This is a genomic window from bacterium (genome assembly GCA_035308905.1).
Lineage (GTDB): Bacteria > Sysuimicrobiota > Sysuimicrobiia > Sysuimicrobiales > Segetimicrobiaceae > DASSJF01.
In genome coordinates, this window is sequence record DATGFS010000009.1 from 29,758 (window position 1) to 43,823 (window position 14,066).

Consider the following 14,066-nt stretch of genomic DNA (forward strand, 5'->3'; position numbering starts at 1 on the left):
TCATGCCCCAGGCCCGTGCGCTGTCGTACGGCTCGTGGCCCTCCCCGATCACGGCGGATCTCGTCGCCGCATCGGGCATCGGCCTCGAGCAGGTCATGCTCGACGGCGACGACGTGTATTGGATCGAGACCCGGCCCGAGGAAGGCGGCCGGTCCGTCGTCGTGCGGCGGCAGGCGTCGGGCGCCGTCACCGACGCCACCCCCGCGCCGTTCAACGCGCGAACCCGCGTCCACGAGTACGGCGGCGGCGCCTACGCGGTGCGCGGCGCCGTCGTGTTCTTCTCCTCGTTTGACGACGGACGCCTCTACCGCTGCGGGCCGGGCGAGCCCCCGTCGGCGATCACCCCGGAGGGCGAATACCGCTACGCCGATCTGGTCATCGACCTTCGCCGCGACCGTCTCGTGTGCGTGCGGGAAGACCACACCACGTCGGACCGCGAGGCGGTCAACACCATCGTGAGCGTCTCGTGCCGGGGCGGCGTGGCGCCGCGCGTGCTCGTCTCGGGCGGCGATTTTTATTCCGCGCCGCGACTCTCCGCCGACGGCTCTCGCCTCGCCTGGCTGACCTGGAACCACCCCAACATGCCGTGGGACGGGACGGAGCTGTGGGTCGGCGAGCTCGCGCGCGACGGCACGGTCGCGGGCGCGCGCCGCGTCGCGGGCGGGCCCAACGAGTCGGTGCTGCAGCCGGAATGGGGCCCCGACGGCACGTTGTACTTCCTCGCCGATCCGGCGGGGTGGTGGAATCCGTATCGCTGGCGCGACGGCAAGGTCGAGGCGGTGCTCAAGGCCGCGTCGGAGTTCGGCGGGCCGGCGTGGCGGCTCGGGCAGTCCACGTACGCGGTCGCGCCGGACGGCCGGCTGGTGTGCGTGCACCGCGCGGAGGGCGGCTCGCGCCTCGCGTGGCTGGATCCGGCGCGCGGCGTCCTGGAGCCGATCGCGCTGCCGTATACGTCGCTCGACAGCGTCCGGTGCGGGCGGCCGGGCATCGCGTTCATCGGCGGGTCGCCGACCGACTTCCCGTCCGTGGTGCTGACGGATCTGCGGGCGCGGCGCATCGACGCGCTGCGGAAGGCCGCGGCCGCGCCGGTCGACGCGGCGTATCTCTCGCGGCCCGAGCCCGTGGAGTTTCCCACGGAGGGCGGGCTGACCGCGCACGCCCTGTACTACGCGCCGGCGAATCCGGACGCGACGGGGCCCGCCGACGAGCGGCCCCCGCTGATCGTCAGCGTGCACGGCGGCCCGACCGGCGCCGCGTCATCGACCCTCAACCTGGGCGTGCAATATTGGACCAGCCGCGGCTTCGCGGTGGTGGACGTGAACTACGGCGGCAGCACGGGCTACGGACGGGCGTACCGCGAGCGGCTCTACGGCCAGTGGGGGGTCGTGGACGTCGACGACGCCATCAACGCGGCGCGCCACCTGATCGAGCGGGGGGTGGCGGATCCGGAGCGCGTCGTGATCCACGGCGGCAGCGCCGGCGGATACACGACGCTGGCCGCGCTGACCTTCCGCGATTTCTTCGCCGCCGGGGCGAGCTACTTCGGGATCAGCGACCTCGTCGTCTTCCACGAGGAGACCCACAAGTTCGAGTCGCGATACGACGAGCATCTCATCGGTCCCTATCCGGAGCGGCTCGATCTCTATAAGGAGCGGTCTCCGATTCAGTCGATCGACCGGCTGCGCGCGCCGCTGATCCTGTTCCAGGGGCTCGAGGACAAGATCGTGCCGCCGAACCAGTCCGAGATGATCTTCGAGGCGGCCAAGCGCAAAGGGATCCCGGTCGCGTACATCGCGTATCCGGGCGAGCAGCACGGTTTCCGCCGCGCGGAGCACATCAAGCGCACGCACGAGGCGGAGCTCTATTTCTACTCGCAGATCTTCGGCTTCCCGCTGGCCGAGACCGTCGAGCCGGTGCCGATCGAGAACCTCGAGCACGCCCCGCGCGGGCGTGCGCGGCGCGCCGGCGCCTCCGGCGCGCGCGCCCGCAAGACCGGCGACGGCGGCACTCATCGGGCCGGCGAACCGGCGGCCGCCGAGTCAACCCCGGCCGAACCCGCCGCGCCTCCGGCGGACGACGAGCAGGGCCAGGAGTCCCGCACGGGACGCGGCCGCGGCGCCGCCCGCAAGAAGGCCCGCTAGGCGCACCGCGACTGAGTCGCTAGGGTATCTTGGCTCCGGTGAACGCGTCCGCAGGACGGTGGCGTCGTTTCCATCCCGGTGGACGCGTGCTCGGCGTCGCGCACCGCGGGGCGTCGCGGGAAGCTCCCGAGAACACGCTCGCCGCGTTCCACCTCGCGCTCGCCGCGGGGGCGCCCGCGGTCGAGTGCGACGTGCAGCGCACCCGGGATGGACGGCTCATCGTCATCCACGACCAGACGGTCGACCGCACAACGGACGGACGGGGGACCGCCGCCGCTCTGACGTTCGAGGAGATCCGGCGGCTCGACGCCGGATCCTGGTTTGGCCCGGCGTTTGCGGGCGAGCGCGTTCCGGCGCTCGACGAGGTGCTCGGTCTGGTGCGGGATCGGGCGTTTGTCTTGCTCGAGATCAAAAACGGGCCGATGTTCTACGAGGGCATCGAGGCGCAGGTCGCCGACGCGCTGCGGCGGCACGGAATGCTCGAGGCGGCGCTGGTGATCTCGTTCGATCACCCCGCGGTGCGGACGATGCGGGCGGCGGCGCCGGACGTGGCGACCGGGGTCATCTACACCGGCCGGCTGGCCGACGCCCGCGGCGCGGCCCGGGCCGCGGACGCCGACGCGCTGTGCCCGGGGTGGAGTCTTCTCACCGCCGGAGTCGTGGCGGAGGCGCACGATGCCGGGCTCGGGGTGGTTCCCTGGACCGTTGACGAGGAGGCCGCGATGCGGCGCTGCCTCGCGTGGGGGGTCGACGGCGTCACGTCGAACGACGTGCGGCTCCTCACCCGGGTGCTCGGACGGTGATGGGCGCGACCGCCGGAGCCGGCGGCGGATCAGCGGGCGCGCGCATCGTGGCGATCGACCAGGGCACGACGGGCACGCGCTGCATCGTCTTCGACGACGCCGGCCGTCCGCGTGCCGCCGCCTACACCGAACACCGCCAGTCGGCCCCGCGGCCGGGCTGGCTCGAGCACGACCCGGAGGAGATCTGGACCGCGACGGCCCGGGTGGTCGCCGACGCGCTGGCCCGGGCCGGCGCGGGATCCGCGCGGCCGCGGCCAACGGTGGCCGCCGTCGGCGTCGCCAACCAGCGCGAGACGGTGGTGGTCTGGGATCGGCACACCGGCCGGCCGATCTATCCCGCGATCGTCTGGCAGGATACGCGCACCCGCGACGCCTGCGAGGCGCTGATCCGAGACGGCGCGGCGGAGACGATCGGGGCGCGGACCGGTCTGCCGGTCGCGACGTACTTCTCGGCGACCAAACTCGCGTGGATCCTCGACCACGTACCGGGCGCGCGATCGCGCGCCGAACGCGGCGACCTCTGCGCCGGCACGGTCGATGCGTGGCTCATCTGGCGGCTGACCGGCGGGCCCGACGGCGGCGTGCACGTCACCGATCCCACCAACGCGTCGCGCACGATGCTGATGGATCTCCGGACGCGCACGTGGGATCCGGACCTGCTCGACCTGTTCCACATCCCGCCGGCGATCCTGCCCGAGATCCGCTCGAGCAGCGAGCGGTACGGGGTGACGCGCCGCGACGGGCCCTTTGGTGAGGCGGTCGCCGTCTGCGGCGCGCTCGGCGACCAGCAGGCCGCGCTCGTCGGCCAGGCGTGCTACCGGCCGGGCGACGCGAAGAACACGTACGGGACGGGGTGCTTCCTGCTGCAGCACACCGGCGCGGAGCCGGCGCGCAGCGCCGCCGGCTTGGTCTCCACGGTCGCGTACGCGTTCCCCTCGCAGGTCGCGTACGCGCTGGAGGGCTCGATTGCGATCGCCGGCGCGGCCGTACAGTGGCTGCGCGACGATCTCGGCATCATTCGCACGGCCGGAGAGACGGCCGGCCTGGCCGCGTCGGTCCCCGACACCGGCGGCGCCTACTTCGTGCCCGCGTTCTCCGGGTTGTTCGCGCCGTACTGGGACATGACGGCGCGCGGCGCGATCGTCGGGCTGACGCGGTACGTCACGCGGGCGCACCTCGTGCGCGCCACGCTCGAAGCGATCTGCTACCAGACGCGCGACGTGGTCGACGCGATGCAGCGCGACACCGGCCTGCGCCTCGCGGCGCTGCGCGTGGACGGGGGCGCCTCGCGCAACGACGTGCTGATGCAGCTGCAGGCGGACCTGCTCGGCCTGCCGGTGGTGCGCGCGTCGATCGGGGAGACGACGGCCCTCGGCGCCGCCTATGCCGCCGGACTGGCCGAGGGGGTGTGGGAGTCGCTCGAGGCGGCGGGCCGGTCGTGGGCGGCGGACCGGACGTTCGAGCCGGCCATGCCCGCCGCCGAACGTGAGGAACGGTACGCCGGATGGCGGCGCGCGGTCGAGCGCGCACGCGGATGGGCGAAGGAGGCGAACTCGTGAGCCGGCTGCTCAATCCGTTTGCGCGTCCGGGACGCTGGTACCGGGGCGTGTGGCACTGCCATACCACCGAATCCGACGGCGCGCGCGCCGTCGAAGAGGCGGTCGCCTGGTACGCCGGGCGCGGCTACGACTTTCTCGCCATCACGGACCACAATCGGGTGACCGCCGCGCCGCCGTCCGCGGCCGCCGGCAGTCTCGTCCTCGTCCCCGGGGTCGAGGTGGACGCGGGCCGTACCGGCGCCGGCACCGCGTTTCACATCCTCGGCATCGGCCTGCGCCGGATGATCGACGTGCCGAGAGAATCGGCGGCCCGCCACGCCCTGCCGGCCCAGACGATCGTCGACCGCCTTCGCGCCGCGGGGAGCGTCGTCTTCGTCGCGCATCCCTACTGGAGCGGAGTGGTGGTGGACGACCTCATGCCGCTCCGCGATATCGCGGGGATCGAGGTGTTCAACGCCAACGTCGAGGAAGACATCGGGAAAGGGCACAGCGGCGTCCACTGGGACGACTGTCTCGCCCGCCGGAAACCGCTCCTCGGGGCGGCCAACGACGACACCCACTGGAAGTTCGCCGACCACGGAAAGGCCTGGACAATGCTGCGGGCAGAGACGCTGACGCCCGAGTCGGTGGCGGCGGGTCTGGCCGCGGGGTCCTTCTACGCGTCGACCGGCGTCACGCTCGAGAACGTCACGTTCGACGGCGACACGGCGACGGTGCGCATCGCGGAGCCCGGCGCCCGCGAGGTGCGCTTCGTCTGCGACACGCGGTGGGGCAGCCGGGTGCGGGCGGAAGGGACGCCGCTGCATGAGGCGTCGCACGTGCTGCGGGGACGGGAGGGCTACCTGCGGATCGAGGTCACGGGCGCGGACGGCACGATGGCATGGACGAATCCGCTGTTCGTCGAGCGGTGATCGCGCAGCAGCCACCGGCGGCGTTACCGCCGCGGCCGCGGTCGACGGCCGGCAGGAGACGCATTATCGAGCGCTTTCAACCGCTTGGGCGAACCGGGCGGTGATTGCCTCCGGCATCGTGATCGCGCGGCCGACGACGACGGCCCACGCGCCGGCCCGGCGCGCCGCGGCCGCGGCGTCCGGCGTCTGAATCCGTCCCTCCGCGACGATCGGGACCGAAAGCGCGGCGGCCAGCTCCTCGACGAGCCGCAGATCGGGGCCCGGCATCTGCCGGCTGTGCGGCGTGTAGCCCGCCATCGTCGTCGCGACGACGTCGGCGCCGGCCGCCTCGGCGGCGGCGCCCTCGTCGCGGGTCGAGACGTCGGCCATGACGAGCACGCCGCACTCACGGTGGAGGCGCTCGACGAGCGGCCCGAGCGGCTCCGCGTGCTCCGCCCGTTCGCGCGTCGCCTGCACGGCGACGATGTCGGCGCCGGCCCGCGCCACCGCGTGCCCGGCTTCGAACGTCGGCGTGATGTAGACCGGCGAGCCGGTGCGCTGCTTGAACAGTCCGACGATCGGGACGCGCACCCGGGCCCGCGCGGCCGCCACATCCTCCGGCGAGTCGATCCGCACGCCCGCCGCGCCGCCGAGGACGGCGCACTCCGCGAGCGCCGCGATGATGTCCGGACGCCGGAGCGGACTCGGGGCGGAGGCCTGGCAGGAGACGATCAGGCGGCCGCGCAGCGATTCGAGGAGCGCCGCGCCGTTCACGGAAGACACGGGCCGCTCGCTCAGGGGCGCGCCGGCGCGCCCGCGCGGCGCAACTCCCACGTCGCCGCGAGCAGCGCCAGCACCGGCGGGATCAGCGGCACGCCCGCGGCGCGCATCGCGAGCAGCACGGCCCCGGCGGCCGGTTCGAGTCTCGGCGGCACCAGCACCGCGGACGGCGCGGTGCGTGCGAGCGCGTCCGCGAGGGGACGGAGAATCGTGCGGCCGGCCTCGAACACGCCGCCGACCGGGCCGACGGCCACCGGTCCGTCCGGCCAGCGCAGCTGCGCGATCACGGCGGCCACGAGCCGGGCCAGCGCCGCCGCCGCTTCGTCGATGAGGCGCCGCGCGACCGGGTCGCGCTCCTCCGCCGCGCGCGCCACCACGGGGGACAGCGCCGCGATCTTGGACCGGTCGATCCGTCCTTCGTAGAAGGCCATCGGAATGTCGGTGAGGGGCATGCCCGCCGCCTCGTCCAGGCGCTCGACGAGCATCGTCGGCTCGCCGGTGCCGTCGCGGGCGTGCAGCGCGGCGCGCACGGCGCCGCATCCGATCGCGAACCCGCTGCCTTCGTCGCCGAAAAGGTAGCCCCAGCCGCCGGCACGGGCCTGCCGTCCGTTCGGGTCTTCACCGAACGCCACCGAGCCGGTGCCGGCGATCACGATCACACCGGGACGTCCCGCCAGCGCGCCGGCGCGGGCGATCACCGCGTCGTTCTCGATCAGCACGGCGGCCGCTTTGAGCGTGTCGGTGACGACCTGCGCGAACGCGCGCGCCTGCTCCGTCCCGCGGGTGATCCCGGTCATCCCGAACTGCGCCGCGCGAAACTCCACGGGTCCCAATCCTGCGGCGGCGAGGGTGTGGCCGAGCGCGCCGTCCAGCGCCGCGCGGGCGCGCTCGCGGCCGCCCGGGGCGAGAATGTGATTGCTCGGGCCGGCGTGCCCGATGCCGATGACGGCCCCGTCGCCGGTGGCCACGGCGCAGGCGGTGCCGGACGCGCCGCCGTCGACGCCGAGAAAGTAGTCCATCGGATGCGGCTTCGTGAGAGCCGGAAGTCGGTCCTTTCGATCACGCCCGCCTACGAGATCGCGGCGGCGATCGCCGCCGCGATCTCGGGCCGCAGCGTCAAGATCCCGGTGCGGTCGCGGCCGAGGTGGACGGCGTTCGACAGCAGCACGATCGCCAGGTCTCGCGCCGGATCCACGACGATCGACGTGCCGGTGAAGCCGGTGTGGCCGAACGCGCGCGGCGAGAGCGCGTCGCGCCACCAGCCCTGCTCGCCCGTGAGCGCCCATCCGAGGCCGCGGATCTTCGGCGGCGGCGTCTGCGGCGCCACCGCTTCCCGGACGAGCGCGGGCTCGAGGACGCGGGCGTGCGGTCCGCGGCCGTTCGCCAGCCACATCCGCGCGTATGCGAGGAGGTCGCCGGCCGTGCCGAAGAGGCCCGCATGCCCGGAGACACCGCCCATCGCGTGCGCGTTGCTGTCGTGGACCTCGCCCCAGATAAGGTACCGCCGCCAGGTATGCCGGCGCCCCGCCTCGGCCCACTGCGGATCCTGCGTCATTTGTTGTTCGACCGCGGTGCCGTCTTCGGTCGGTGCGATCGCGCGCAGATCTTCCCCGCCGCCGGCGGCCCCGGCCGCCGGTCCGGCGCCGGGAGCCTGGCCGGTGCCGGCGGCGCGCACCGGCCGGTAGCCCGTGCGCGTCATCTCGAGGGGTTCGTAGAGACGTGTTTTCGCCAGCACGTCGAGCGGCGCGCCGAACGTCCGCCGGACGATTTCGCCGAGCAGCACGAACCCGACGTCGCTGTACGTGACCTGCGCGCCGGGCTGGGCGACGAGCGGTGTCGTCGCCGCGCCGCGCACGACGGCGTCGCCCCCCATCGTTCGCAGGTAGAAGGGAATCCACGCCGGCAGTCCCGACGTGTGCGTGAGCAGATGTTTGATCGTGACGTTGTGATGAGGAGACTCGGGGAGATGGACCGGGACGGGGTCCTCGAGCGCCACCCGGCCTTCCGCCACGGCCTGGAGCACGAGCGGCAGCGTGGCGGTGACCTTGGTGAGCGAGGCGAGATCGTAGACGGTCTCGGGCGTGACCGCGGGCGCTCCCTCGCGCGCCGCGGTGCGGCCGGCCGCGTGGCGCAGGACGACGTCGCCGCGCCAGAGCACCGCGAGCACGGCGCCCGGGTACGCCGCGCCGGCTGCGCCGTCGAGGAGGCGAACGGCCTCGGCGAACCGGCCGGCGCTCATCGGGCCCACAGGGTCACGATCTCATGCCGGCCGGCGGCTCACGCCCGCGGCCGGGAGAGCGGCGGCCACGTCCAGGTGCCGAGGATCGCCGCGTACCTCGCGCCGGTCACGCGGGGCAGGGCGCCGGGCCGGCCCATCAGGCTCGCGTGTCCCAGCAAAGCGAAGGCCAACGCCTCCTTCGCGTCGCTCGGGATGCCGGCGTCGTCGATGCGCCGGACGCGGATGGGCGCGACGGCCTCGGCCAGGCGCTTCATCAGCACCGGGTTATGCGTCCCGCCGCCCGACGCGATCAGCTCGTCGACCGAGTGCGCCGGCGCCACGTAGTGCGCGATGTTCCAGGCGACCGCGTCCGCGGAAAACGCGGTGGCCGTGGCGATCAGATCGTCCTCGGACACGTCGCCCCAGCGCGCGAGCAGCGCGCGAAGGAACGGTTGGCCGTACTGCTCGTGCCCGGCCGTCTTCGGCGGCGCGGCGGTGACGAACGGATCCCGCATCAACTCGGCGAGCACGTCCTTGCGGACGGTGCCGCGCGCCGCGCGCCGTCCGTCGCGATCGAACCGGTCGGCGCCGCCGCTGAAGTGCCGGACCAGCCCGTCGATCACCATGTTGGACGGTCCGCAGTCGAACGCGTAGACGTCGTCGCGCCGGGGATTCGGCGGCAGCACCGTGAAGTTCGCGATGCCGCCGAGGTTCAACGCGATGCGTCCGTGGGCGGCGCCGAGCAGCAGTAGATCGGCGTAGGGGACGAAGGGGGCGGCCTGCCCGCCGGCCGCGATGTCCGCGCCGCGGAAGTCCGCGATCACGGGACGGCCCGTCCGCGCGGCGATGATGGCCGGCTCGGCGATCTGCATCGTGGCGGCGCGCGCCCAGGGGTCGGCCGGGTCGGGCACGCCCACGTGGGCGACCGTCTGGCCGTGTGATGCGATGAGGTCCACGTCGTCGAGCCCCAGGCCCGCGGCCCGCACCACCCCGCGCGCCGCCTCCGCGAACAGTTCCCCGAGCAGATAGGAGAGCGACGCCAGCGACTGTGTGGTCAGCGGCTCGATGACCGCGTGCAGCACGCGGGCGCGGACTTCGTCCGGAAACGGCGACATCGCGAACCCGCGCAGCGCGACCTCGGGGTGGTCGGGGTCCCCGCCCGTCGTGACGTCGGCCAGGGCGGCGGCGATGCCGTCCGCGGAGGTGCCGGAGATCAGACCGACGATGCGCTTGGTGGGCTTCGCGATCAACGCGTCGAGCCAGGGCCATCCCATCAGTTCGCCTCCCCAAGGGCGCGCCGTATCGATCCGCCCGCGCGCTCGAGCCGTTCCGCGGCCGCGTCCGCGTCGAGACCGAGACGGAGCATGACGATCGCCACGGGGACCCGTCCGCCGGCGAGGCCGAGGGCGGCGTCCGCCTGGCCCTCGCCGGTGGAGGCCGCCGCGGCGACGATGCGCGCCGCGCGGCGGCGCAGTTTGACGTTCGTCGCCCGGAGGCCGACCATGAGGTTCCCGTACACCTTGCCGAGCCGCACCATCGCGAGGGTGCTCAGCATGTTGAGGACCAGCTTCTGCGCCGTCCCGGCTTTGAGCCGCGTGCTGCCGCCGACCACCTCCGGCCCGACGAGCGGGACGATGGCGAGGTCGGACGCCGCCTCGAGCGACGACCCCGTGTTGCACGCGATCCCGGCGGTCCACGCCCCGCGCTCGCGGGCCCGGCGCACCGCGGCGACGGTGAACGGCGTCTCGCCGCTCGCGGCGACGCCGACGACCACGTCGGCGGGGCTCACGCCGCGGACGTCCATTTCGCGCGCCCCGGCCGCCGCGTCGTCCTCCGCGCCTTCGACCGCTTCGACCATCGCCGTGAGCCCGCCGGCCAGCACGGCCTGCACCATCTCCGGATCGGTGCCGAAGGTCGGCGGACACTCCGCCGCGTCGAGGGCGGCGATGCGTCCGCTCGTCCCGGCGCCGACGTAGAAGAGCCGCCCCCCGCGCCCGAGCGCCTCGGCGACGCGCGCGACGGCGGTCGCGACCGCCGGCAGCGCGGCGGCGACGGCCTCCGGCACCCGGTGATCTTCCGCGTTCATCAGGCGCGCCTGCTCGAGCACCGGCAGCAGGTCGAGATCCCGCGTCGCGGGGTTGGCGGCTTCGGTGCTGCGCTCATGGGTGGACATCACGAACCCTCCACATGGTCGAATCGGCCGATCTCGACGGCGCCGTCACAGCCGCAGCCGCGGGTCGAGCAGATCCCGCAGTCCGTCCCCGAGCAGGTTGAAGCCGAGCACGATCAGCGCGATCGCCGCGCCGGGCGTGATCGCGGTCCACGGCGCGATCACCATGAACCGGCGGGCCTCGGCCAGCATGTTGCCCCACGACGGCGTCGGCGGCTGGGTGCCGAGGCCGAGGAAGCTCAGCGCCGATTCGGTGAGGATCGCGAAGGACAGGCTGAGCGACGTCTGCACGATGAGCGGCGCGGTGATGTTCGGCAGCACGTGGCTGCGCAGAATGCGGAACGTGCCGGCGCCGAGCGCGCCGGCGGCCTCGACGAACTCGAGGCCGCGGGTCTCGATCGTGCTCGCCCGGATGACCCGCGCGAACTGCGGCGTGTAGACGATGCCGATCGCGACGATGACGTTGCCGACCGCGGTGCCGGCGATCGCCATGATGGCGATCGCGAGCAGCACGGCCGGAAACGCGAAGATCACGTCCATCGCGCGCATCAGCACGTTGTCGAGCACCCCGCCGCGGTAGCCGCCCATGATCCCGGCGAGGCCCCCCGCCGTCAGCGCGAGCGCGACCGAGCCGAACGCGACGGCGAGGGACGAACGCGCGCCGTAGAGCAGCCGCGTCAGCAGGTCGCGTCCGAACTGGTCCGTCCCAAACGGATGCGCCCCGCCGGGCGGCGCCAGCAGCGATTGGGAGTGCATGACGAGCGGATCGTCGGGCGAGAGCCAGGGGGCTCCGACCGCGGCGATGAGATAACTCACGACGATCAGGACGCCGGCCATCGCGAGCGGGGTCCGTACGAGGCGGGCGGCGAACGTCGGCCGGCGCCTCGACGGCGCGGCCTGCCGCCGGGCGGCCGCGGCCTTCGCCAGCGCGGACGTCGAGGCCGGGGTCATCCGTACTTGACCCGCGGATCGACGAACGCGTACGCTACGTCGACGGCGAGATTGACGAGCACGAACAGGAGCGCGATGACGAGCACCACGCCCTGCACGACCGGGTAGTCGCGCTGGTCGATCGCCGCGAGCGCGAGCCGCCCCATGCCGGGCAGCGCGAACACTTCCTCGATGACGACGGTACCCCCGAGCAGGTAGCCGGCCTGGAAGCCGACGACGGTGATGACCGGGATCAACGCGTTGCGCAGCACGTGGCGGTAGAGGACCAGCTGCTCGCGGAGGCCCTTCGCCCGCGCGGTGCGCACGTAGTCCTGTCCCAGGACCTCGAGCAGCGACGAGCGGATGAACCGCATGATCACCGCGGCGAGGGCGATCCCCAGCGAAAACGACGGCAGCAGCATGACGGCGAGATTGCGCAGCGGATCGGTGAAAAACCCCACGTAGATGCCGATCGACGCGATCGATCCGACGTTGCCGAGCGCGAGCAGCATCATCGTCGCGAGCCAGAAGTTCGGGATGCTGAGGCCCGCGAGCCCCCCCAACTGGATCGCCGCGTCGGCGGCCGAGCCGCGCCGCAGCGCCGCGGCGACGCCGACCGGGACGGCGATCACGAGCGCGATCACGAGCGCCAGCAGGGTGATCTCGCCGCTGAGCGGGAGACGCGCCAGGATGTCGGGCAGCACCGCGCGGCTGGTGCGCAGCGACACGCCGAAGTCGCCGCGCAGAAGGTGGCTGATCCAATCGACATACTGCAGCGGCAGCGATTTGTTGAGGCCGAACAGCCGCCGCAGCTCATCCATCTGCGCCGGCGTCATCGCCACCTGCGTGCCGAGAAACATCTGGAGCGCGTTGCCCGGCAGGAGGTGGATGAGCAGAAACACCACGATCGAGACGCCCCACAGGACGGGGATGAGCGTGAGGAGCCGGCCGGCGAGAAAGGCGCTCACTCCGGCCGGCTCCGAAACGCGGCCGCGGGGACGGTGCTACCGCTCGATGGACGCCTGCTCCAGGTAGTTGAGGGCGCCGGTGGGGATGATCCGGAAGCCCTTCACGTACGTCTGCAGCACCTGGGACTCCATCGGCGTGTAGAGGAACACCGCCGGCGCGTCTGTGACCAGGGCGTGCTCCAGATCGTGGTAGATCGGGAGGCGCTCGGCGACGGTCACGTGGACGCGGCCGCGGTCGAGCAGCCGGTCGACGGTGGAGTCCTTGAACAGGAAGTTGTTGACGGCGCCGGTGCTGTAGAACGTCCGGTAGAGGAACCGGTCGGGATCCGGATCGCCGCCGCGCAGCTCCACCATCGTGTCGAAGTCGCGCTTCACCCACTGGTTGATGTACTGACCCCACTCGACGTTCTGAATGTTGGCGTTGAGCCCGGCCGCCTTCAACTGGCTCTGGATCACCTGGGCGACGGCGAGCCCGCCTTCATACGTCGGCGAGACGGTGATGTTGAACGACGCCCCCGCGGCGCCGGCCTCTTGGAGGAGCTGCCGCGCCCGTCCCGGGTTCGGGCGATACTCCGGGAAGTTCGCGACCGGCAGCGCCCACACGCGGTCGGGCGCCGGGATCGGTCCGCTCACGACGCCCATGCCGAACTCGGCCGCGTTGATGATCGCCTGCCGGTCGATCGCGTAGGCGATCGCGTCGCGCACGCGCGAGTCGGTGAACGGCTTGCGCGTCGTGTTGAAGGAGAAGATCCGAAGGTTCAGGCTCGGCGCCTGCTGGACGGCGAGCGTATTCACCCCCATCGCCTGCTTGACGACGCTGCCGTCGGAAATGGTCGCCATGTCGAGGCTGCGCGACCGCAGACCGGCAAGCAGCGACGCCTGCTCCGGGATGACGCGGAAGACGACCTCGTCGACCTTCGGGAGGCCGCGCTTGAAGTAGTGCGGGTTCCGCGTGAGGCGCATGTAATTGTCCGGCACCCACTCCGCCAGCATGAAGGGACCCGTGCCCGCCTCGGTCTTCTGCAGATCGCCCGCGCGCTGGACCGCGGCCTGCTCCACGATCGCGGCGTTGCCCGACGCGAGCCCGGAGAGCAGCGACGCGAGCGGGTACTTCAGGCCCAGGCGCACCGTGTACTTGTCCGGCGCGCTTACGGTGTCGATCACGTCGATGTACGAGCGGCCGGGCGACGCGGTCTTCGGATCGAGAATGCGGTTGATCGTGTAGACGACGTCCGCGCTCGTCATTTCCGCGCCGTCGTGGAACCGCACCCCGTGGCGCAGGTGGAACACGTACGTCCGGCTGTCCGGGTTGTCCCACGACTCGGCGAGGTCGCCGACCACGTGGAGGCCCGCGTCGTACGTGACGAGCTTGTTATATAGAAGGTCGATGCGCCGGAACGACGAGAAGGCCGTGACCTTGTTGGGGTCGAGCCCGATGACTTCCTGATCGACGCCGATCGTCAGCGTCACCTTGCCGGGCGCCGCGCCGGCCCGCAGGACCGGTACGGACACCGCCACGGCGATTGTCAGTAGGAGCCACGCCATCCGCCTCATGTTCATTCCTCGTCACCCCCCGGGGTGTGGTGCCAATCTCCCGGTCGACGCGC

The 14,066-nt window shown here is 72.7% G+C and carries 12 protein-coding genes; 4 read left to right on the forward strand and 8 right to left on the reverse strand.

All coding sequences use genetic code 11. The features are described from left to right. The first annotated feature begins 2 nt into the window (after positions 1-2). Genes VKT83_02730 through VKT83_02745 form a run of 4 tightly spaced genes read left to right on the forward strand, consistent with a single transcriptional unit; the run spans position 3 to position 5,414 of the window. A complete protein-coding gene (locus tag VKT83_02730; GenBank protein ID HLY21361.1) occupies positions 3-2,141 on the forward strand; it encodes a S9 family peptidase in 2,139 nt (712 codons plus the stop codon). Between the two features lie 38 nt (positions 2,142-2,179). Next, positions 2,180-2,944, forward strand: a complete 765-nt coding sequence (locus VKT83_02735) for a glycerophosphodiester phosphodiesterase family protein (GenBank protein ID HLY21362.1) — start codon at positions 2,180-2,182, stop codon at positions 2,942-2,944. Then, the gene (gene glpK, locus VKT83_02740) at positions 2,944-4,503 is read left to right on the forward strand and encodes a glycerol kinase GlpK (protein ID HLY21363.1); all 1,560 of its coding nucleotides are present in this window, start codon (positions 2,944-2,946) and stop codon (positions 4,501-4,503) included. Before VKT83_02735 ends, glpK begins: the two co-directional genes overlap by 1 nt. After that, entirely contained in the window at positions 4,500-5,414 is a 915-nt protein-coding gene (locus tag VKT83_02745) for a CehA/McbA family metallohydrolase (protein HLY21364.1), read from the forward strand. Before glpK ends, VKT83_02745 begins: the two co-directional genes overlap by 4 nt. A gap of 63 nt (positions 5,415-5,477) precedes the next feature. Here the strand turns inward: VKT83_02745 and VKT83_02750 are convergent, their stop codons facing one another. From VKT83_02750 to VKT83_02785, 8 genes are read right to left on the reverse strand one after another with little or no spacing between them, the layout of a single operon-like run. Beyond that, positions 5,478-6,176 carry a putative N-acetylmannosamine-6-phosphate 2-epimerase gene (locus VKT83_02750; protein HLY21365.1) on the reverse strand — a complete coding sequence of 233 codons (699 nt, stop codon included), beginning with the start codon at positions 6,174-6,176 and terminating at the stop codon, positions 5,478-5,480. 11 nt (positions 6,177-6,187) lie between these two features. Further along, the gene (locus tag VKT83_02755) at positions 6,188-7,192 is read right to left on the reverse strand and encodes a BadF/BadG/BcrA/BcrD ATPase family protein (GenBank protein ID HLY21366.1); all 1,005 of its coding nucleotides are present in this window, start codon (positions 7,190-7,192) and stop codon (positions 6,188-6,190) included. A gap of 50 nt (positions 7,193-7,242) precedes the next feature. Further along, the gene (locus VKT83_02760; GenBank protein ID HLY21367.1) at positions 7,243-8,412 is read right to left on the reverse strand and encodes a serine hydrolase; all 1,170 of its coding nucleotides are present in this window, start codon (positions 8,410-8,412) and stop codon (positions 7,243-7,245) included. Between the two features lie 38 nt (positions 8,413-8,450). Next, complete coding sequence (locus VKT83_02765; protein HLY21368.1) at positions 8,451-9,665, reverse strand: anhydro-N-acetylmuramic acid kinase; 1,215 nt, start codon at positions 9,663-9,665, stop codon at positions 8,451-8,453. Beyond that, on the reverse strand, positions 9,665-10,564 hold the full coding sequence (gene murQ, locus VKT83_02770) for an N-acetylmuramic acid 6-phosphate etherase (protein HLY21369.1): 900 nt from the start codon (positions 10,562-10,564) through the stop codon (positions 9,665-9,667). The genes VKT83_02765 and murQ overlap by 1 nt, the downstream gene beginning before the upstream one ends. Positions 10,565-10,609: 45 nt before the next feature. Further along, positions 10,610-11,512: an ABC transporter permease gene (locus VKT83_02775; protein ID HLY21370.1), complete on the reverse strand. Its 903-nt coding sequence runs from the start codon at positions 11,510-11,512 to the stop codon at positions 10,610-10,612. Continuing rightward, the gene (locus VKT83_02780; GenBank protein ID HLY21371.1) at positions 11,509-12,459 is read right to left on the reverse strand and encodes an ABC transporter permease; all 951 of its coding nucleotides are present in this window, start codon (positions 12,457-12,459) and stop codon (positions 11,509-11,511) included. Before VKT83_02780 ends, VKT83_02775 begins: the two co-directional genes overlap by 4 nt. Before the next feature lie 36 nt (positions 12,460-12,495). Further along, positions 12,496-14,013: an ABC transporter substrate-binding protein gene (locus VKT83_02785; protein HLY21372.1), complete on the reverse strand. Its 1,518-nt coding sequence runs from the start codon at positions 14,011-14,013 to the stop codon at positions 12,496-12,498. Positions 14,014-14,066 lie beyond the last annotated feature (53 nt).